The organism is Leptolyngbya cf. ectocarpi LEGE 11479 (genome assembly GCF_015207065.1).
Lineage (GTDB): Bacteria > Cyanobacteriota > Cyanobacteriia > Phormidesmidales > Phormidesmidaceae > Leptothoe > Leptothoe ectocarpi.
Genome location: NZ_JADEXP010000079.1, coordinates 1 through 20,043 on the forward strand (window position 1 = coordinate 1; position 20,043 = coordinate 20,043).

At 50.1% G+C, this 20,043-nt stretch carries 16 protein-coding genes and 1 pseudogene; 10 read left to right on the forward strand and 7 right to left on the reverse strand.

Features of this window, described 5'->3' with window-relative positions:
• Positions 1–92, forward strand: a pseudogene (locus IQ260_RS10845) (IS5/IS1182 family transposase); the annotation flags it as partial.
• 21 nt (positions 93–113) lie between these two features.
• Here IQ260_RS10845 and IQ260_RS10850 read toward each other — a convergent pair.
• The 6 genes from IQ260_RS10850 to IQ260_RS10875 all read right to left on the reverse strand — a co-directional run bounded on the left by IQ260_RS10850 (position 114) and on the right by IQ260_RS10875 (position 6,814).
• Positions 114–2,522, reverse strand: coding sequence for an alpha/beta hydrolase family protein (locus IQ260_RS10850; protein WP_228015842.1), 2,409 nt, complete (start codon positions 2,520–2,522; stop codon positions 114–116).
• Positions 2,523–2,667: 145 nt separating this feature from the next.
• A complete protein-coding gene (locus IQ260_RS10855) occupies positions 2,668–3,081 on the reverse strand; it encodes a PhzF family phenazine biosynthesis protein (RefSeq protein WP_193993125.1) in 414 nt (137 codons plus the stop codon).
• Positions 3,082–3,087: 6 nt separating this feature from the next.
• Positions 3,088–3,792: a two-component system response regulator RppA gene (gene rppA / locus IQ260_RS10860; RefSeq protein WP_193993126.1), complete on the reverse strand. Its 705-nt coding sequence runs from the start codon at positions 3,790–3,792 to the stop codon at positions 3,088–3,090.
• Between the two features lie 14 nt (positions 3,793–3,806).
• Positions 3,807–4,379, reverse strand: a complete 573-nt coding sequence (locus tag IQ260_RS10865) for a DUF4276 family protein (protein ID WP_322744936.1) — start codon at positions 4,377–4,379, stop codon at positions 3,807–3,809.
• Positions 4,376–5,569: an AAA family ATPase gene (locus IQ260_RS10870; protein WP_193993127.1), complete on the reverse strand. Its 1,194-nt coding sequence runs from the start codon at positions 5,567–5,569 to the stop codon at positions 4,376–4,378. The genes IQ260_RS10865 and IQ260_RS10870 overlap by 4 nt, the downstream gene beginning before the upstream one ends.
• A 30-nt stretch (positions 5,570–5,599) precedes the next feature.
• A complete protein-coding gene (locus IQ260_RS10875; protein WP_193993128.1) occupies positions 5,600–6,814 on the reverse strand; it encodes a Coenzyme F420 hydrogenase/dehydrogenase, beta subunit C-terminal domain in 1,215 nt (404 codons plus the stop codon).
• 238 nt (positions 6,815–7,052) lie between these two features.
• Between IQ260_RS10875 and IQ260_RS10880 the strand changes: the two genes are divergently transcribed.
• From IQ260_RS10880 to IQ260_RS10890, 3 genes are read left to right on the forward strand one after another with little or no spacing between them, the layout of a single operon-like run.
• The gene (locus IQ260_RS10880) at positions 7,053–9,422 is read left to right on the forward strand and encodes a protein kinase domain-containing protein (RefSeq protein WP_193993129.1); all 2,370 of its coding nucleotides are present in this window, start codon (positions 7,053–7,055) and stop codon (positions 9,420–9,422) included.
• 12 nt (positions 9,423–9,434) lie between these two features.
• Positions 9,435–10,256 (forward strand): endonuclease VIII, encoded by an 822-nt coding sequence (nei, locus tag IQ260_RS10885; protein ID WP_193993130.1) that lies wholly within the window; start codon positions 9,435–9,437, stop codon positions 10,254–10,256.
• 48 nt (positions 10,257–10,304) lie between these two features.
• Positions 10,305–10,985: a J domain-containing protein gene (locus IQ260_RS10890; RefSeq protein ID WP_193993131.1), complete on the forward strand. Its 681-nt coding sequence runs from the start codon at positions 10,305–10,307 to the stop codon at positions 10,983–10,985.
• A gap of 9 nt (positions 10,986–10,994) precedes the next feature.
• Here IQ260_RS10890 and IQ260_RS10895 read toward each other — a convergent pair whose 3' ends face one another.
• On the reverse strand, positions 10,995–11,849 hold the full coding sequence (locus IQ260_RS10895; RefSeq protein WP_193993132.1) for a Uma2 family endonuclease: 855 nt from the start codon (positions 11,847–11,849) through the stop codon (positions 10,995–10,997).
• A 188-nt stretch (positions 11,850–12,037) separates the two neighbouring features.
• On the opposite strand from IQ260_RS10895, the gene IQ260_RS31670 reads away from it, so the two are divergent.
• The 6 genes from IQ260_RS31670 (at position 12,038) to IQ260_RS10925 (ending at position 19,451) form a co-directional block, all read left to right on the forward strand.
• Positions 12,038–14,110, forward strand: coding sequence for a S8 family serine peptidase (locus IQ260_RS31670; protein WP_193993133.1), 2,073 nt, complete (start codon positions 12,038–12,040; stop codon positions 14,108–14,110).
• Between the two features lie 150 nt (positions 14,111–14,260).
• Complete coding sequence (gene der, locus IQ260_RS10905) at positions 14,261–15,622, forward strand: ribosome biogenesis GTPase Der (RefSeq protein WP_193993134.1); 1,362 nt, start codon at positions 14,261–14,263, stop codon at positions 15,620–15,622.
• Positions 15,622–16,533, forward strand: coding sequence for an energy-coupling factor transporter transmembrane component T family protein (locus tag IQ260_RS10910; protein WP_193993135.1), 912 nt, complete (start codon positions 15,622–15,624; stop codon positions 16,531–16,533). The genes der and IQ260_RS10910 overlap by 1 nt, the downstream gene beginning before the upstream one ends.
• Positions 16,534–16,604: 71 nt before the next feature.
• On the forward strand, positions 16,605–18,068 hold the full coding sequence (locus IQ260_RS10915; protein ID WP_228015844.1) for an anthranilate synthase component I: 1,464 nt from the start codon (positions 16,605–16,607) through the stop codon (positions 18,066–18,068).
• Between the two features lie 400 nt (positions 18,069–18,468).
• Entirely contained in the window at positions 18,469–18,741 is a 273-nt protein-coding gene (gene pipX, locus IQ260_RS10920) for a transcriptional coactivator PipX (protein WP_193993136.1), read from the forward strand.
• Positions 18,738–19,451, forward strand: a complete 714-nt coding sequence (locus tag IQ260_RS10925) for a YggS family pyridoxal phosphate-dependent enzyme (RefSeq protein WP_193993137.1) — start codon at positions 18,738–18,740, stop codon at positions 19,449–19,451. The genes pipX and IQ260_RS10925 overlap by 4 nt, the downstream gene beginning before the upstream one ends.
• Positions 19,452–20,043: the final 592 nt, after the last annotated feature.

Sequence of the window (20,043 nt, forward strand, 5' to 3'; positions counted from 1 at the left end):
GCCTGAGTAAGGATTATGAACGCTTACCCGAATCATCTGAGGCCATGATTTATATTGCCATGACTCGCTTGATGCTCAGGAGACTGGCATGATTTGATACACCCCTCTACCTTTTAAAACATCCTCTCAGTAGGTTTTAAGTACTGATCAAACCACCGTAGCTGCTCCCACAGCACATGTTCTATCGACTCTTTAGCTCGATATCCATGGTCCTCAAAGGGAAGCAACACTAAACGAGCCGTTCCCCCCGAGCCACGCACGGCTTCATAGAAAACTTGGGACTGGGCCGTCAGGGTACCGGGGTTAGAGTCGCTGTCACCATGGATAATCAAAACCGGCTCGTTGATCTGGTCTGCAAAAAACGTGGGTGAGACCTGAATATAGACATCCCTCGCCTCAAACAGGGAACGGCGCTCGGCCTGGAAGCCAAAGGGCTGATTGGTTTTGTTGTATGACCCACTGCGGGCAATGCCTGCGCGGAATAAATCCGTATGCGCCAACAGATTGGCCACCATCAGCCCACCGTGACTGTGGCCGATAATACCAATACGTTCAGGGTCAGCTACGCCTATATCAACCGCTTTGGCAATAGCGGCCTTGGCATCGGCCACTAGCTGAGGCACAAACGTATCGTAGGCGGTCTCAGGGTCACCGATCATGGGCATCGCAGTCTGGTCTAGAACGGCATATCCGTGCAGTAAAAAGTACAAATGCGAGGCCCCGTACAAACGCATAAAGCGCTGGGCAGAGCCTCTCACCTGACCTGCGATCGCAGCATCGGAGTACTCCTGGGGATAGGCATAGAGCACGGTGGGTAGCCGCGTGCCCTCTTTGTACCCAGGGGGCAGATATAGGTGAAAGCTAAGGGGAACGCCGTCTTCGCGTTCGTAACGGACAATGCGGTTTTCAATCTCACGTAGCTGGGGCGTAGGATCGTCAAAGTGTGTGATCGGTTCACGGGTGAAGGCTCGAGTAGCTTCGCCGACGGCGGCCTTGGTCTTCTGACCAAATGTGGCCAGGTAGTAGTTGGGCACATCAATGGCGGATTCAGAACGTAGCACAAAGCGAGTCTCATCTCCAGCGAAGGCTACAAAGGATTCATAACGATCGGGAGCACAGCGAAACAAACGCTCTGTCTCTCCAGTTTTTAGATCGCGCAGATCCAAGAAAGGGCGGTCACCTTGGTCCGTAGCACCGCTGCCACGAAAGTAGATCGCATCGCCCTGTTGCCGCATCACCCAGCGACCATTGGGTAGAACCCGAAATAAGGGAGAGCCAGGATTACCGTAGCGATCGTCTTCGTTGAGATCAAACCATAAACGGGATGTTCCCTTGTCTACATCCAGCAGCCATATGTAGCGCCAGCGACGTATCCGTTCACGCTGGCTGAGCATCAGCGTGCCCCCTTCAGCAGTCCAGCCTTGCCAAGATTGGATCCGATGCTCGGCGCGAAAAACAACCTGGGGTACTGATGTAAAGGGGGCCTCTAAACGCATCAACTGGTCTCGGTGGGGCACGTCAGCCAAAGGATCGCCGCCGTCCAACGCTTCTACCCAGAAGAGTGTATGGGGAGCTGTAGGACGCCAGGCCACCGCGCGCGGTCCCACGGGCACCCCTTGGGGTGGCACATTATCAGCCACAGGCAGTGATGCAATGCTTGCAACAACGTCACCGCTGGTGTTCCACACCTCCATCTCACTGGCAAAACGTCGCCAGGTAACCTCATGAGACCAAGGACTCACCAGACGCTTGACGAGGAGATACTCTCCAGATGGTGAGAACTGAGCCACAGTGTAAGGAGCCGGGGCACCGATAGTCTTTATCTGATTTGTTCTCGGATCGACAATTACCAGCTCGGAGGTGGTGTAGTACTCAAACAGAGCATCGTCATGGGCTGTTTCAAGCAGGTTGCGGGCCTCGTAGGTAGAACGGGCTGACGCTCCGGCTCCTTCTAGGATATCGGGGCCGATTGGGATAGCGGGCGGTGCAGGTACTGGCCCTCGTTGCGGAATGCGACGCACTAGCAGCCGCTGCTGATCGGGTAGCCAGCTAACGGCATTGCCCAGTAATGAGTTAAGGGCTATTCCTTCGAACTCCTCAACATTGCCTTGTACCGAACCCAGCCACAGACCAAGGTGATCGCTATGCCTGACAATGAGCGCAAAGTGCTGACCGTCAGCCGTCCATCTCACTCCATAAACTTCAACGTCTGCGGGCAGATCGAGGCGTGATGACACACCGCCCTCTACACGTACTAAGCGCAGGGACGTACCCCCATGCTGGCCATGGTGACCGTTGATAGCAGGATTAACTCGCAGACCCGCCAGTTTGTGCATCGGTGCGGCCAGTTCAGCTAGGGGCGGATAGAGCACCGGATCGGCAAGCAGCATATACTCTCCACTGGGGGCAGTCCACACCCGAGGGAACTGCTGAGCGTGCATTACCTCTTGTATTTCTTCAGGGGGAGACTGCCACTGCGACGTCAGGTTGTTTTCTGATGCTTCTAGACTGACTGCCATCATGAATCCTGCCACTGTTAATACAAGTAAAATTAAGACTTTTATGGTTAGTCGCTTCATTGTTATCCCCATACACCTATGGAGGCTACCCAATATCAGCACAACAACTTCTACTTGGGCAACACAATGTAAGAGACAATGTTCGTTATTAAGGTTCCATTATCCTGGCTGTGCCAGAGATACGGATAGAGCTACCGCGTTCTGGAGGGATTTTGGCTTTTAGGTGCGATCGCATCCCCATATCTTCACCTTGCACTATATTGATCATGCCGTTGTGTGGCCATCCAATGTCCCGTAGGTAGCCAGCAAACGCAGCCGTTGCCGCCCCCGTTGCCGGATCTTCATAGACGCCACCCGAGGCAAACGGATTACGGGTATGAAACCGCTGTAGCGTTTCTGCGTACACTAATGTAATGGTCACTAATCGCTCTCGGTTCATCAGATCGCGACCCGATGCCAGATCGTACACCATTGCCGCCAGCAATTCCCTCGTCTTTAGACCCAGTACCAAGTGCTCCGCACCACCATTGATACGGGCCGGTGGAATATCAGGAACGTTCATAGCCCCTCACTCTTCCGACGGAGATCCAAATCGATACCCTTTGCCATAAACCGTATGAATCAAAGTAGCCTCACCATCATGCTCTACTTTGCGTCGTAACAAACGCATTTGAGCCGCTAGGGCATTGCTGCTAGGTTGACCATTCGTCCCCCAAACAGCATCATAAATCTGCTGATGAGTAAGCAGCTGATCCGGATCTTGCATCAGATAGCCAAGCAGCTGAGCTTCTTTTTCCGACAGTTCAATCGTGCGTTCGGGCAGCATGCCCCCACCTCGCTTAGCGATTTGATTAGCACTGTCCAAGGTTAGGTCTTGATACTGCAGAGCTGTTGTTTGAATCTCTTCTCGGATAGGAGGACGTCTCAAAAGAGCCCGTACCCTTGCCAACAACTCGCGTAGCTCAAAGGGTTTAACTAAATAATCATCTGCGCCTGCATCAAGACCTTCTACACGATCATCCAGGGTATCTTTAGCAGTAAGAAAGAGAACTGGGGTGGTAAGGTGGTGCTCTCTCAACCGCCGACACATCTCCAAACCACTTAGCCCCGGCATCATCCAGTCGAGAATCAGCAAATCAAACTCACCATCAGCCGCTAGCTCATAGCCAGCCTCACCATCATGGGCCACCTTCACGCTATAGCCTTCACGCTGCAGCACTCGACTCAGCGGCTCAGTCAGCTCTACCTCATCATCAACCAGCAAAATTTTCATGATGGCTATAAAAGTTACGATATAATCTCACTCACGACTGTTTCTATTCCCGTCACGAACACTTGAAAGCTCTGAGAACAATTGCGTTTTTTGTCTAAGTATGGTCCAGTAGCACGCGAGCCAGATACTTTCTGATACTTTCTTGTGGTCACTTTTGAGAGTTCTTCATAGGCGTTATTCAGCATATCTGGGTTACGAAACTTTTGTTTATCCTGTTGCTTTGCTAGGCCAGATAACCCCAGACCATTCTCTACCGCTTTTAGATCACCGATATACCAACTCTCTAGTTCTCGACAAGCAATCCTGACTAACGTGTTCGGTTTACCTGCTTGATTACACAGCCTGACCAAATTATTTTTGACATCAGTACAGTTACCACTATCTTGATCTCGTAAAATCACAAACTTCGTCCGAGGGTTTAACCAAGTCCGAAGCTTTCTTGAAAGATTTTTTTCTAGATCGGTCTTTCCTTCAAAAATAATATAACGAGGAACAATATGTGCAGGCAGTATTTTAGGTAAAAGCCCTTCTAACATTACCTTAGCACTACGCTCCTCTAGTAAAAAAACAAGTTCCCAAACTGTCACTGCGGGTCAATACCTCCTAAAAAACCTTGCTTCCATAGATATCCCATCTGGTCTCCGGCTTCCATTAGAGCCACTAACTGACTATCATCTTTTGCACGCATAACCTTGGTGTAACCGTCTTGCTTTCTCAACCAGAAAACTTCATCGATTTGAGTTGCATTGAGGAAATCCGGAGAATGGGTGGAAACGAACACCTGACCACCGCGTATAGCATAACTTCGGAATTCTTCTGCCAGTTCCGGCATGAGACTAATGTAAAGCTGATTTTCTGGTTCTTCTACGCATAGTACTGGGTGAGGAGAAGGATCGTAAAGCAAGACCAGATAAGCAAACATTTTGATCGTTCCATCTGAAACATAGCGATCAATAAAAGGATCTTTAAAGGAGCCATCTTGAAACTGGAGTAACAGCCGCCCATCCTCTGTACTTATCGTTTTGACATCTATTACACCAGGAACTCGATGCTTAATCACATCAATAATCTCTTGAAAAATATCGGGATGATTTTCAAAAATATTACGAGCAACTAGTTGCAGATTATCACCACTGTCAGATAGATGTTCCTCATAGCCAGCAGAATCCTTAGCACCACGAGCGGCTGAAATATGAAAATCCGAAATATGCCAATTTTCGATTAGTTTACGGAATGCACTAGCGGCTTTAAAGCGCTCAAATTGTCCCAAGCCTTTGATCGCTAAGATATCGGGTGCATCCAACTCTTGTTCTTCTCGATCGAGTTCCGTATCTTGCTTAGAAAAGTCCTCTTCATTATTAATTGCAGACCCTATACCTTGAGAAAAATCCAGAAAGTGATAGGGACTACCATATCGTCCACGTTTATATCGTAGTATCTCTCGTTTGACGACAATCCTATTAGACTTTTCTTCTGTAATGCACAGAATGTAGGTAACTAATCTTTCTGTACCTGCGATGTCTAGCCTAAACTGAATTTCTATCTCAATCTTATTCTCATCGGCATTTCGGCTAACAACTTCCTGGAATCCTCCCCGTACTTGCAAAGCACGCCTTACATTAAAAAACAAGCAATCCTTTAAGAACCCAAAAATGTCAAGCAGTGTAGATTTTCCAGTTCCATTTGCGCCAATCACCACGCAAAACGGAGGGATATCCCGCATTTCAACATTCTGAAGGGCCTTGAAGTTAGTGATCTTTAGCCGCTCAATTCTCATTTCATAACCATCCTGATTGAGGCCATGTTTTTACTCAGGCAGCGTGTACTGATCGACAATCTTCTTAGCGTAGTCAGGTACGTGATCCTCTAACTTTTCAGGATGATTACGCTTGACGTAGAGATAGTTACGGGTGAAGTGAGAGTCAATAGAGAATCGTGCATACTCCAGCCCTTTGGGACCTACTTTTTCGATTACAACACCCATGAGCTTGGCGGCCCACATGGGCAGGGTGACGCCTTTGTCGTAGGCAGGGATGCTGTTTTGTACGGCCTGCTTGCGATCTCCCTGGGACATGACTGGCTGAGTCGCTAACTGATCGTTCACCAGATCCAACATTTCTTGGCCAGTGTCGTTACGCACCACTACCCACTGCCAGCCAAAGGGTGCGCCCATATAACCAACAACAAGATCCGCGAGAGAATTCACATAGTCAAAACAGCTCATGCAGGATGGGGCAAACACATCTTTGAGCTTGTTGGTTTTAAGACCAAAGAAAGGGACTTTCTCAATTGAGCCATCTTCGTGTTTGAAGTGCACTCGAAAATCTTGCATAAATTCGTAATGCACTACAGTCTCAGGAGAACGACTGGTGGTATCCAGAAACTTTTGCAAACCAGTACGACTAACGTTGTCGACACAGGGAGTGCCTAATACATAAAGTTTTTCTAGACCCAGCTCGTGTTGCACAGCGCGCAATGCCTGAATCTGACAGCCGACTCCAATGGCCAGTACCCGCTTCATCCCTGATTGCTCGAGCTGGTCCAAAATTGACAGATTAGGCGACAGGGTAGGCTTATTAACACGGGCAGCCAGGATTTCCTCTGGAGTCTTAGCAATTACTGGCATCGGTTGAAAGCGATCCTCTTTTGTGTTTTGCACACAGACTACACCTTCAACCAAACCTTGATTGAGCATTTCAATGGCGATGGAGCTGACAATACCGGTCCACTGGGCTCCTTCGATCGGCTCCGTTTTACGGGCAGCCATCATCTGCTGATGCACCCCAAAATACACATCGTTTTCATTCTCTAAATCACGGCTGCGACCATGACTCTGAGCTTCTAGCTCAGGAACCTGCTGGTTGATAAACGCACAGGCTTCTTTTACATAGTGAATGTAGGAGGTGTCGCAAAGACCACAATCGCTACATAGCTCTTTGGCTGGACGCACAGCGCCTCGGCGTAGACCCTTGGACTTTTTGTGCGCGTTGGATGCAGATGGAGAAGAAGAAGCCAGGGTCATATGAAATCGATTATGTAGAAACTAGCTTATGGCTGCCTTCATTATCCGCAAAGGTTGACTTTTTTTCGCGGAAGGAGGGTTTTTATGAAGAAATAATACGGCTTATTCGTGGTATTTCGTTACTCCCAGGAAATTACGGGTTTCCTCTTGAAAATCAACCACCCTAAAGATGGGTTGATAGGTAAAGTAGAATAGCGTTCCCATTTACGTCACCTATTTATCTGTCCTGTCTGTCAAGATGATCTGCTGTTTAAATCCTGATTGCTTGGTACCGGTTAACCCTGATGGGGTTACTGTGTGTCAATCCTGCGGCAGTCCTCTGACAGAGTTGCTCCGCAATCGCTATCGCCCGATCAAGCCATTGGGGCAAGGCGGGTTTGGCAAAACCTATCTGGCAGAGGATGCCGATCGTCTAGATACGCGCTGTGTGATCAAGCAGTTTGTTCGTCAAGCTAGTAATAAAACCTTTGACAAGGCCCTTACCCTATTCAATCAAGAAGCAATTCGCTTAAATGAGCTGGGCGAACATTCTCAAATTCCGTCCTTGCTAGCATATTTTGAACAACAAGGAAATTTTTATCTAGTCCAGCAAGAGATAGAAGGCAATACGCTACTGCAAGACGTTAAAAAGAAGGGGCCTTTTGATGAGGCCAAAATTCGTAGCCTGCTGCATCATTTGCTGCCTGTATTGCAGTTTATCCACGATCGCAACGTGGTCCATCGGGATATTAACCCAACCAATATCATCTGCCGCCGCCAGGACAACAAACCGGTACTGATTGACTTTGGGATTGCTAAGCAATTAGAGGCATCGCTCTTCGATAAGCCAGAACAAACCGGTACCCGCATCGGAACTGAAGGGTATTCCCCCATCGAACAGCTGCGTAGCGGCGAGGCCTATCCTTCTAGCGACCTCTATAGTCTTGGGGCCACCTGCATTTGTTTGATGACGGGGCGTAAACCTGAGAAACTCTACAGTCCTCTGGAAGGGCGATGGGTGTGGCAAGAGCATGTGATTGCGGCCGGACGCACTGTTACCTCTGGATTAGCGGCTATTTTGGATCGGATGCTCAAAGATTTTATTAATGAGCGCTATCGATCGGCTGTGGAGGTTTTACAAGATTTAGAATCTTTACCGGCATACCAGCGGTCAGTTCCGGGCTGGACTCGACAACGACCTGACAATCAAGAGAGCCTGATGTCTGATGCTATTAGCTCGGGTGACGTCAGCCGCGATTTGAGTGGTCAACTATTTTCCCAGGACCTAAGCTCGGAATTTAAGCCAGATCATCCACCCACGGCCCCGCCCCATCGGCAATCTGGTGCTCCACCGATTTCTCAGCCCCGTTCTGGTCCCGTGTCTCGGTCTAGTGCGGGTTCTCGGCCCCGTTCTGGTTCCCAGCCTAGACAATCAGCCAGTCGGCCCAAGTCATCTGGGCCTTTATCAGCCGGGCAATCGCGAGGCAGACAGTCGGCTCCGATCTCTAAAGGTCAGTCGGCTCCGATTTCTAAGGGCAAGCTTCCACCAATTTCCAAAGGCCAGTCTGCGCCTACTTCCAAGGGCCACTCTGGAAGAGTTTCAGGTAGGCTTTCTGGGCCAACGAGCTTGGGAACACCGTTGACGGGGTCTTCTGCTTTGGGATCATCGGGCAATCGGATCTTCTCAGATATGACTACAAGGGCCCAGTCTTCAGGGATTCGCAGCGGTCTGTCTGGTCCCTCTAACTGGGTGTGTACCCATACCCTGGAGGGCCATAGCTCATGGGTTTCAACAGTGGCTTTCAATCCTAAATATAGAGTGCTTGCCAGTGGGGGGTGGGATGACACGGTTAACCTTTGGGATATCCAGACGGGCTCTCTTACCATGTCACTCACTGGCCATGCTCGAGGCATTAATGGGGTGGCCTTTAGTCCCCTCGGTCAAGTTTTGGCAAGCTGCAGCGATGATGACACCATTCGCCTTTGGAATACGGGTACCGGGAATCTGTTGCATGTGCTTAAGGGGCATCGCCATGATGTCACTTCGGTGGCCATTGGGCGACGGGGCTCGCTACTCATTAGCGGTAGCGAAGATCGCACGGTCGGTGTGTGGAATTTGGAGCAGGGCAAGCTGGTCAAAGTGCTCTCAGGCAATGCTGGTATGATTCGCTGTGTGGATATTTCACCCGATGAGGAACTCGTCGTCAGCGGTGGCTTTGATAACAAGATTCGGCTGTGGCAACTTGGCACTGGAGAGATATTTCGGGTGTTGCCAGGGCATCTGAATTCGGTGAACGATATCACGATTAGTGAGGATGGGCGCTTGATCGCCAGTGCTGGCAAAGATCGGTGTATAAAGCTTTGGAGTCTGCGTTCTGGCAATCTCATCCATACGCTCAAAGGACACACTCGTGAGGTGAATGCGGTTGCGATCGCACCCAATCAGCGCACCGTTGTCAGTGCTGGCGGGGATAGCAACATCAAGGTATGGGATACGAAAACTGGAGAACTGGTGGAAACCTTTTCAGACCATGGCAATTCGGTGACTGCGATCTCAATTCATCCCAACGGTCGATTTATGGCCAGCGCCAGTTCTGATAAGACTATTAAGCTGTGGCATAAAGAATGATCCCGATCCCCCATGCCTGAAGGCCCCGAAATTCGCAAAGCCGCCGATAAGATCGAGCAGGCCATCAAAGCCAAAACTACCCACGAAGTTTTCTTTGCCTTTGACCATTTAAAGCCCTATGAATGTGAGCTTACTGGGCAAAAAGTACGCCAGGTAGAAACTCGGGGTAAGGCGCTGCTGATCCACTTTGATAATCATCTGAGCATCTACAGCCACAACCAGCTCTACGGTGTTTGGATGGTGCGCAAGGCCCATAGCTATCCGACCACCAAACGCCAGCTGCGTTTGGCCATCCACAATAGTAAAAAATCAGCTCTGCTCTACAGCGCATCTGATATTGAGGTGCTCACCCCTGACCAAATTCCCACCCATCCCTTTTTGAGTAAGCTAGGCCCCGACGTCCTCAGTGCCCAACTCCGTCCGGCCCATATTCTCGAACGACTGACCGCTAAACAGCATCAGCGGCGTCAGTTCACCACCCTGTACCTGGACCAGCATTTTCTGGCCGGCATCGGTAACTATTTGCGCAGTGAAATTCTCTATGTCGCTCGGCTTCATCCCCGGCTGCGCCCCATCGACTGTAGTGAGACCCAGCTAGAAGAGCTAGCCAAAGCAAGTATTGCAATCCCTTACCAGTCTTACCGCTATAACGGCATCACCAATGACCTGGATCTAGCGAATCAGCTCAAAGCCCAGGGACAAAAGCGTTCCCAGTATCGTCACTGGGTATTTAGCCGCGCCGATTGTCCCTGTCGGGTATGTGGAACACCCATTGTCAAAGAGTTTGCCAGCAGTCGCCGATTTTATTATTGCCCCGTGTGTCAGCCCGCTTAACTACTCCCCCTTTCCCTCGTAAAATAAAGACTGCTTTCCAATCTGGCCATGGTGATCTCAAACCATTACAAAACCCTAGATCTGCATGAGTCCGCCTCCCAAGCGGACATCAAACGGGCCTATCACCGTTTAGCCAAGCAGTATCACCCCGATAGTCGGGCTAACGGCCATGGAGATCACGCCCGCATTAGTGAAATCAACGCCGCCTATGAAGTACTAGGCGATCCGGCTGCGCGCAAACGCTACGATACGCAGCGCGATGGGGGCAGAGCCCAGCGCATCAGTGACATTAGCACCCAGTATCAGCAGCGGCGCAAGGCCAACAAAAATGCAGACGATGCCCTAACAACTTGGATTCGCACCGTTTATAACCCCATCGATCGTCTGATTGGCAAAATTATCAGCCCGCTGAAGACAGAAGTGAGATCGCTATCCGCCGACCCCTTTGACGATGAGCTGATGGAAGTGTTTCAGAACTATTTAGAAACGTGCCGTGAGCTATTAGAAAAGGCCAAACAAAAATTCAAGTCCATGCCCAATCCGTCCCAGACCGCCAGGGTGGCTGCCAATCTCTACTATTGTCTCAATCAGCTAGAGGACGGTATCGAAGAAATCGAGCGGTTTACCTACACCTACGACGACAGCTACCTGCACACAGGCCAGGAACTATTCCGCATTGCTAAACAGCTCCGGCGTGAAGCCAAAGCCGACATGCAAGCGATTCTTTAATCAGAATCACTAGAGCGACTCTGGATCGATCCCTAATTCTCTCAGACGCTGAGCGAGACGTTCAGCCTGCTCCATAGCCTGTTCTGTAGCAGCTTCGGCCTGTTCTTTAGCGGCTTCGGCCTGCTCAGTGTCCGTCCAATACCAGTTGCCATCGGCATCGCACCACCGTAACCAAGGACCAGGCAGTCCTTCAAAATAGCCATTCCATAATCCCAAGCCAATGCCTAGCTCGTCTAGCCACACCATAGGAGTCTCAACTTGGACAGACTGTTCTGCGTAGCGAGTGCCAATCAATTTGAAGTAGCGCAGTCGTTGAGTATAGCGACTATAGACCAAATAATGAGGCACCCGAAGACACTGTTCATAGACCGTAAATTTACCGGGAGGTTTAGGTTTTGCCCCATTTTTTGGCTGCTCTGGTATTTCAGGAGAGCTGTCTGGAACAAGATCGCTCTCGCCATAAAACCGACCTAAATCTTCTTTCTCCGTCCTGGGTGAGAGGAACTCTACGACAATAGTGGGGGACTGTCCCTCTTGCCACACCACATAGCTCTGGCGTAGGTCATGGCCATCATAAAGACGAGGGACATTTAGCGCCAGAAACCAGTCGGGGCGCTTATGCCATAGAGGATGGTGAACATCATAGTAAACATTAATATCTGTACCGGTGAAGCGATTATCGGCAGCACAGGTTTCTAGAGATAGGGTACGACTCAGTAACTGGGGTTGATAATCATGAAATTCGTCAGGCAAACCGGGCTCCTCAGGAAACTCACTAGGCAGATCGTACATAGTAGGCAGCGTTTTGCGTGGGGAGAGCGGTGGCTGCATCTGAGGTATAGAGTGGCCAGTGGGTAAGTTCATCGGCAGGTAAGCCCTACGCTAGGCAACATACTGCCATTGTACAAAATGTATGAATACTCCCATGAACAGCAATGGCTCACCTGTGCCAAAGTCAGTTGCAAAAAATGTATGTCTCTAGACTATCCGGATATAGATCTCACTGAAACGGGCTAAACACCCCGAGTGGCTTTAATGCTGGAGATCATACGGTGGAAATATACCTGAGCGACAATTTTACCCCACAGTTGAGTGGTTTAGATGTACTCGACAGTGATATGGCCAACGATTTTACGAGTGCGGGCCATATAGGTCGCTCAGGTCGTCATCGTTTGAGTGGGATATCCCTTAACTATCGTGATGAGCTATTGGATACTCGAGCGGCAGAAACCGAGTATGAGCAATGGGGGCTATCCAGTGTTCCGGGGAACAGCGATAGCTTACATGTATCATCTCTACCCAACGCTCCAAAGCAGGGAATGGAGAAGGTTTCAAACTCGCTAGATTCTAAGGATCCCGTACTCGGCAGTTCTTTTCGCCAATCGCTTGTATCACCCTCAACAGAACTCGCCCACGTCGATAACAACAGTCTACAAACTGGGCAACTTAGTCTCGCACGGTTTGGTCTCTTTGACGCTTCGGGGGACAGTACGGCAAATACTGTCCTAGATGATGGAGCCCTACGACTCAACTATCGCTGGAGCGGTCGGATCGCGTCGCTCATAGATGTGCGTTTGGAGGTATTACAAAACAACCGCCTTACATCCACACTGGGCACTTGGACTGGGCACTCTGTTGCCAACGCGCTGGTAAATTTAGCAGACGTTAGTGGCTTAGCGGCGGGCAACTACGACTTTCGCCTCGTTGCTCGTCAAACTGACGGTACCGATATTTTCTCTGATGTTCGGTCAATCAATATTCTGCCCTGGCTAACGACAAGCGGTAGCTTTAGAGCGGACACCCTGACGTATAGTGGGGCGGCTAGGGCGTATGGCAGCTCTATTTTTTTGGGGCGAGGTGGCACCGATACCCTAGCGCTGAATAATATTTCAATGAGTGATGTGGCCAATATTAATGGGGTTGGCCTCGCTAATTTTTCAAATACTAATACCAATCAAGCAATTTTTGGCGGCACGGCCTTTGACTACTTGACACTGAGGAATGGTCGAGAAATCTACTTTCAGGGTATTGAATTTCTGAACTTTGCCGATGGCCGTCTAAATTTAATGGTTCAGCCCAACGATACTCACTTCACTCGCCAATGGAATCTTCACGTGTCGGATGTGCCAAGCGCCTGGCGATTTACCCAGGGAGCCAGAAATGTCCTGCTGGTTTCCCTGGATACAGGTGTGATCACGACCCTCACGAATCGTAACAACATTGTAGATACTGATCCAGGGCGCTTGTTGGTAGATGCCCTGAATGATGACGATGACACCAACGGCAACGGTCACGGACAGCAGGCTGTAAGTGTGATGGCCTCACTAGCCAATAACGGACGGGGAATTGCTGGAATTAATTGGCATAGTCCTGTCGAAATTCATGACCTTTATGGGCCAGATGACCGGGTGACTCTACAACAGGCAGTTGCGACTACACTGGCCTACGCTCGCCGTAATAATCTACGAGTGGTTTTTCAGGGTGGGATTCAGGGTGAGTATTGGCTAAATAGTGGAGGCACTCAGGCTCAGCTAGAGCGGCTAATTCGTAACAATGCTGACATCGCTGTGTTTGCGATCGCAGCTGGCAATGGCAACATCGACATCGACAACATCAACTGGGCGAACCCCAGTGTTAGAGATGGCCTTAGTGGCGGTGTCGCCCGGTTGCAAACCACCCAACGCAATGTCATCGCAGTGGGTGCATTAGCAAACCGTCATGCCAATAATTCCTGGGCGAATACCTGGCAGCAGGGCTTGATGAATGCAGGCCAGGTACGCCGGGCAAGTTATTCCAATTATGGGCGAAGCCTGACATTGATGGCAGCTACAGATTCTCCTGCCATAGACCGATTTGGTAGGATGAGATACTTCGGCGGGACCTCAGCCGCTAACCCCAACATGGCCGGTATCGCGTCTCTAGTGTGGAGTGTTAACTCGGCTCTCAGCGGTGGAGAAATTCGCCAAATTCTTACTGATACTGCTATGGACCTAGGCGCGGTAGGGCGAGATCGCTCGTTTGGCTACGGTCTAGTGAATGCAGATGCAGCAGTGCGGCGGGCGTGGGCACTCAATCGTAACCAAGATGTAGCGAACCTTCACAGAGGGCGCTCGATTATTGCTTAAGCTCAAAGGACCAGGGCAGAGAATAGAAGGATGCTAAGGAGCAAGGGAGTCTGCTTACTATTAGTCTGAACATCGCATTTGTGAAGATAAAAAATTCTATCTAGCACATATTGTTACAATAATCGTCTGCTTTGTATCCGACGGTTTCCCATGGCTTTGCCCATCGTTGCAATTATTGGTCGTCCTAATGTGGGCAAGTCTACTCTGGTCAATCGCTTGGCCGGAGCGCGCGAGGCGATTGTCTATGATCAGCCTGGTGTGACTCGCGATCGCACCTACCAACCCGCCTTTTGGCAAGACCGTGACTTTATGGTGGTCGATACTGGCGGTCTTGTCTTTGACGACGACACCGAGTTTTTGCCCCACATCCGCGAACAGGCCATGCTGGCCCTAGCCGAGTCCAAAGCCGCCATTTTTGTGGTGGATGGTCAAGAAGGCCCCAATGAAAGCGATCGAGAAATTGCCTCTTGGTTACGCCAGCAGGCAGTGCCAGTCGTGATCGCCGTTAATAAATGCGAATCAGAGGATCAAGGATTACTCCAGGCCGCTGATTTTTGGGAATTGGGTCTAGGTGAGCCCTACGCGGTTTCAGGTATCCATGGCAACGGCACAGGCGAACTGCTGGACGCCCTAATCACCCACCTGCCTTCTACCGAAGAGATTGAAGAGGACGACGAAATTAAAGTCGCCATCGTTGGCCGCCCCAACGTGGGTAAATCTAGTCTGCTCAATGCCTTTGTCGGTGAAAATCGCGCCATTGTTAGCAACGTGTCTGGCACCACCCGTGACACCATCGACATGGTGGTACGCCGCAAAGAAACGGTTTATCGCCTGGTGGATACCGCCGGTATTCGCAAAAAGAAGAACGTTAACTACGGCCCCGAGTTTTTTAGCATTAATCGGGCTTTCAAGGCCATTCGCCGGGCTGACGTGGTGCTGCTGGTGATCGATGCCCTAGATGGCATGACGGAGCAGGATCAAAAGCTGGCAGGTCGGATTGAAGACGAAGGACGCGCCTGCATCATTGTGGTGAATAAATGGGACGCCATTGAAAAAGACAGCCACACTATTTATGAGTACGACAAAAAGCTAGGGGGCAAGATTTACTTTTTGGACTGGGCCACCCGCATCTATGTCAGTGCTCTGACGGGGCAGCGGGTACCTAAGATTTTAGATGCCGTTGATGAAGCGGTGGTGCAGCACCGTCGCCGGGTGAGTACGTCTGTTGTGAATGAAGTGCTTGAAGACGCAGTTAGCTGGCATTCGCCACCCACCACTCGTCAAGGTAAACAGGGCCGCATTTACTATGGCACCCAGGTCAGCATCAGGCCCCCCACCTTCACTCTGTTTGTAAATTCCGGCAAACTTTTTACCGACAACTATCGCCGCTACATCGAGCGTCAGTTTCGCGAAAATCTGGGCTACGATGGCACCCCGATTCGCATCCTATGGCGGGGTAAGTCCATACGCGATATGGATCGTGAAAGTGCAAACCGAGCGACTAAGGTGTAATGGATCTCCTCCGCTCCCTACCGATTGGTTTATATCTAGAACAGCCGGTAACCTGGCTGCATCGAATTGATGCCCGGGTCAAACTGGCCTGGCTGCTGAGTTTTTTGCTGACGCCAGTGCTGGCAAATATGGCCTGGCGCATTGGTCTGGTGGCGGTGTTGTCATTGCTCACCCTGAGCGCCCGGATTCCCTGGCGGGTGTGGCGACAGCAAATGGGGGGATTGCTGATTTTGTTTACCCTGGCGTCGTTATTAATTATGGTGATGCCGGATGGCATTGCGGTGGTTACTCAGCCGCGCTGGCCGACACCGGATGAGATCGCAACGCTAGACACCCCGTTTGACACCCTCGACACCCTGCCCGCCACCGACTATCGCTATGTATTAGTCGATTTGCACTGGGTCAAAATCACTCAAAAATCCTTAAAACTTGCCGTTAAAGTAGGCACGCTGTTATTTACTCTGATTTACAGCACCAATCTATTTCTATTAACCACCGCCCCCGAAGAAATCACTGCAGGTCTTGAAGAGCTGATGTCGCCACTGCGGTGGTTTAAGCTCCCAGTAACCGAAATTGCCCTCACCCTCACCCTGGCCCTGCGGTTTATCCCCCTTGTGCTAGAAGAGATTCAAAATCTTGTGCGCTCTATCCGCACAAGGGCCATTAACTGGCGCAAGCTGGGCTGGCGCCATGCCAGTCAAATTTGGCTGATGGTGGCAGAGCGGCTGCTCGACAATTTGCTACTGCGAGCCCAGCAAATTGCGGGAGCCATGAAGGTGCGTGGTTTTACCAGTCCAGAACGCCATCAGGTCCAGTGGCATCAGCTGCAGCTGCGCTGGTGGGATTGGTTTTTTCTAGTCAGTCTCATTTTCTTTTGGTGGGGGCGCTTTGCCTTAGGAAATCCGGCTTAGCACACGGCCATCTAACTCTTAAAATCCATCGCTCAACGTTTTACCCATCATCTATTCCCTTCCCTCCCGACTTGGTTCTTTCGTCTTCACCCCCACTTTCTGAGCAGCGTTCTGAGCAGCGTCTGCAACTCAGGTACTGGCACCGGCTCGATTTACAAAATCGTAGCGGTGCCGATGTGTTTGAAGCGCTATTTGACGCCTCTGCCATCGCCACCTTGCTAGAAAGCCCCGATCGGGTGGATGGAGCGCCCAATAATTTAATTCGCTATTCTCTCTGTGCTGGCGCGCCGCAACAGCTTAACAACCAGTCTCAGCTATTTACGCCCGCCATCGGTGAGATTTTGCCGACTTTAGATCGGCTGGTGCGAGGCGCAGAGTCTGGGGTGGCTCCAAACTCCCCAGCAACACCTCCTGAACATCTCCCATTTTTGGGTGGCTGGCTGGGCTGGTTAGGGTTTGATGCTGCCTGGGAAATCGAGCAATTACCCTATCTCAATCACGATCCCCTGCCGTTTCCCGTGGCTTACTGGTATGAACCAGCCCAGTTTGCGATACTTGATCATCAACAACAGCACCTTTGGCTAGCGGCCACCAGTCTAAATGAGCTAGACCTCATGGTGCAGCGGCTAGAGAACTACTGCCCCAGTGCCACAGGCCCCGCCAGCTCTACTCATGTTCCTCAGCCAGTAACCCTGTGTTCTGACCAGGTGCAGTTTGAAACCGCTGTCCAAAAGGCCAAGGACCATATCCGTGCAGGTGATGTTTTCCAGGTCAATCTCTCCCTTAGATTTCAAACTGCGACAGGCCAATCCCCTTGGCAGCTGTATCGCCAGCTCCACCATATCAACCCTTCTCCCTTTGCCAGCTATTGGCGGACACCTTGGGGACACGTCATCAGCTGTTCCCCCGAACGGCTTGTCCATCTGCGGGATAAAACCGTCCAAACCCGTCCCATTGCTGGGACCCGTCCTCGGGGCACCACCCCAGAAACAGACCGCGCATTGGCCCAAGCCCTGCAGGCAAACCGCAAAGAACAGGCAGAGCACATCATGCTAGTGGATCTAGAGCGCAATGATCTGGGTCGTGTGTGTACCTGGGGGTCAATTCAGGTGGATGAACTAATGGTGATCGAACGCTATAGCCATGTGATGCATCTTGTCAGCAATGTTATCGGCCAGCTAAAACCAAGCCTGAACGCTATCGACGTTATTCGAGCCACGTTTCCTGGCGGTACCATTACGGGCTGTCCCAAAGTTCGCTGTATGGAGATTATTGAAACCCTAGAGCCTCTGCGCCGTAGTTTGTTCTATGGCTCTTGCGGCTATCTGGATGTGCGAGGACAGCTAGATTTGAACATCTTGATCCGCACCTTGCTGCTAGCGCCAATGGAGGCAGATTCCTCAGAAATAGGCCAGCACAGGGTTTGGGGACAGGTGGGCGCGGGCATCGTCGCCGACAGTAATCCCCATCAAGAATGGTTGGAATCACTGCAAAAGGCCCAGGCTCAGCTTTTAGCCCTCGGGGTATCGATTTAGCTGTTAATTACTTTTAGATTAGGCCATGGGCCATGGCTCCAAACAGCTGGACTAGAGCCATGGCCTCTACGAACCTCTATTAGCACCTCTGTTAAAGGGGCATCCATGAATTTTAAAAATAGCTAGAAGAAACGCTGTACACTCAGTCAGTAGTTTTAGGGTGCTTTGAGTGGCTCTGATAAACTTTCAGGCCAGCTCACTAAGGGCTTGTGTTCGACAGACTCCAGACACCAAATTTGACAATTTGGTTTTGACATCTGACTTGAGTAACGTTTATGCTCCACCCATCAGTATGGACATATCAGCTCTGACTGAGATAGTGTAGTGAGCTACATTTAATAACAATTTAAATTCCCCATTTAGCCACATCCTTTGTTCCCGTATTTATCGAACCCTTTGAATGAGCGCTGAAACCTACCTCAACCATCCTGACTTTGGACTGTTGTTTCGGATTTGTCTGGTGGATGGTGATAAGGAGCTATTTACCACTCTCTATGCCCAGAGGTTATTTTTTCTGGCCAAAGTTGATCGGGCCGCTGGTTTGCTGTTTGACCCTATTGGCCGGACAGAGGCTCGCATGATGCTAGAGACACGCCTCCGCATCTTACGACAGACTGGGCAATATAGTGAATTTGAGCAGTTAAACAAGGTGTACAAACGCACGTTTCAATGATGAATGCTACGGCCTCTTCCCAAGGTCCTCCAGAACGCCTCACCAACACCAGCCAGCTGATAGCTGAACGTGTGGCCCAGCTGGAGCTACCTGACCATGTTCGACTGGTGGCAGTGAGCAAAACCTTTCCTGCTGCGGATATTCGAGCGGCCTATAATGCGGGTCTACGTGATTTTGGCGAGAACAAAATTCAAGAGGCCATGGCCAAACAAGCCGAATTAGCAGATCTTACTGATATTACCTGGCATTTTCTTGGCCATATTCAAACCAATAAAGCCCGTAAAGCCATACAACATTTTGAGTGGATTCATTCTGTAGACAGTCTAAAACTAGCTCGCCGTCTGGATCAGATTGCAGCTGAGCAGTCTCGTTCTCCAATCTGTTGTCTACAGGTAAAACTGTTGGCTGATCCCAACAAATATGGATGGACTCAGACCGATCTTCAACAATCATTGGCCGATTTAGCTCAACTCTCCCATATCAAACTGAAGGGGATCATGACGATTCCTCCCTATGGGCTACTTTCGAGCGAAACTCAAACGGTTTTTGAGCAAGCTTATGCCCTTGGACAGTCAATAGCAAATCATCAGGAAACACCGTTACCAATTCGTTACTTTTCGATGGGAATGTCCCAGGATTTTCCACTTGCGATCGCAGCAGGAGCCAACATCATTCGATTAGGAACTACCCTGTTCGGCGCCCGTAACTAATGCCCGTATCTAAGGAGTTTAGCCATCTGGAACCGATTTATTTCTAAAGAAGATCAATATATTTAGGTCTGTTTTTAGAATTGGTGATCTTTTTAAAGCGATTCGTGTATACTGTGGCTCAAAGTTATGCCCGAGTACTTGCCAGAGGGTATTTTCAAATATCGACTAAAGAGGTTTAATTCTCTAGGTTGATAAACTGCCGCAAACGTACTTAACGAACTTATATGTTTAACGTTTGTTTTTCCATTGCCGTTTGGGCGTAAGAGGTCTAAAGTATCTTTTTGATCTTAGGTAATGGGGTTAGAACTATTAGCAACCCTCCCATGGGAAGCGTATAGCTCTAGCTATCAAGTGAGTCACTTTAGTCTCAACAAGTCTCCCAATTCCTCCTAAGCCAGGTTTTGTGAGTTTCCTTAGCCAAGTTAGTACTAGCCATGACGGAGTTTCAGCCGTGAGCACCATTTTTACTAAATTACGTGATTTTGTTGGCCTCAACGATCCGGCCGACTATGAATATGAATATGACGAAATGGATGGTGAGGAGTACCAAAACCTCTACGAGCAGGAGAATCACACCCCTCAGCCCCAGCCC

Excerpts from the sequence above, each read along its gene's own strand:
- IQ260_RS10850 (WP_228015842.1), bottom strand. The coding sequence starts at position 2,522 with ATGATGGCAGTCAGTCTAGAAGCATCAGAAAACAACCTGACGTCGCAG.
- IQ260_RS10855 (WP_193993125.1), bottom strand. The coding sequence starts at position 3,081 with ATGAACGTTCCTGATATTCCACCGGCCCGTATCAATGGTGGTGCGGAG.
- rppA (WP_193993126.1), bottom strand. The coding sequence starts at position 3,792 with ATGAAAATTTTGCTGGTTGATGATGAGGTAGAGCTGACTGAGCCGCTG.
- IQ260_RS10870 (WP_193993127.1), bottom strand. The coding sequence starts at position 5,569 with ATGAGAATTGAGCGGCTAAAGATCACTAACTTCAAGGCCCTTCAGAAT.
- IQ260_RS10875 (WP_193993128.1), bottom strand. The coding sequence starts at position 6,814 with ATGACCCTGGCTTCTTCTTCTCCATCTGCATCCAACGCGCACAAAAAG.
- IQ260_RS10880 (WP_193993129.1), top strand. The coding sequence starts at position 7,053 with ATGATCTGCTGTTTAAATCCTGATTGCTTGGTACCGGTTAACCCTGAT.
- nei (WP_193993130.1), top strand. The coding sequence starts at position 9,435 with ATGCCTGAAGGCCCCGAAATTCGCAAAGCCGCCGATAAGATCGAGCAG.
- IQ260_RS10890 (WP_193993131.1), top strand. The coding sequence starts at position 10,305 with ATGGTGATCTCAAACCATTACAAAACCCTAGATCTGCATGAGTCCGCC.
- IQ260_RS10895 (WP_193993132.1), bottom strand. The coding sequence starts at position 11,849 with ATGAACTTACCCACTGGCCACTCTATACCTCAGATGCAGCCACCGCTC.
- der (WP_193993134.1), top strand. The coding sequence starts at position 14,261 with ATGGCTTTGCCCATCGTTGCAATTATTGGTCGTCCTAATGTGGGCAAG.
- IQ260_RS10910 (WP_193993135.1), top strand. The coding sequence starts at position 15,622 with ATGGATCTCCTCCGCTCCCTACCGATTGGTTTATATCTAGAACAGCCG.
- pipX (WP_193993136.1), top strand. The coding sequence starts at position 18,469 with ATGAGCGCTGAAACCTACCTCAACCATCCTGACTTTGGACTGTTGTTT.
- IQ260_RS10925 (WP_193993137.1), top strand. The coding sequence starts at position 18,738 with ATGATGAATGCTACGGCCTCTTCCCAAGGTCCTCCAGAACGCCTCACC.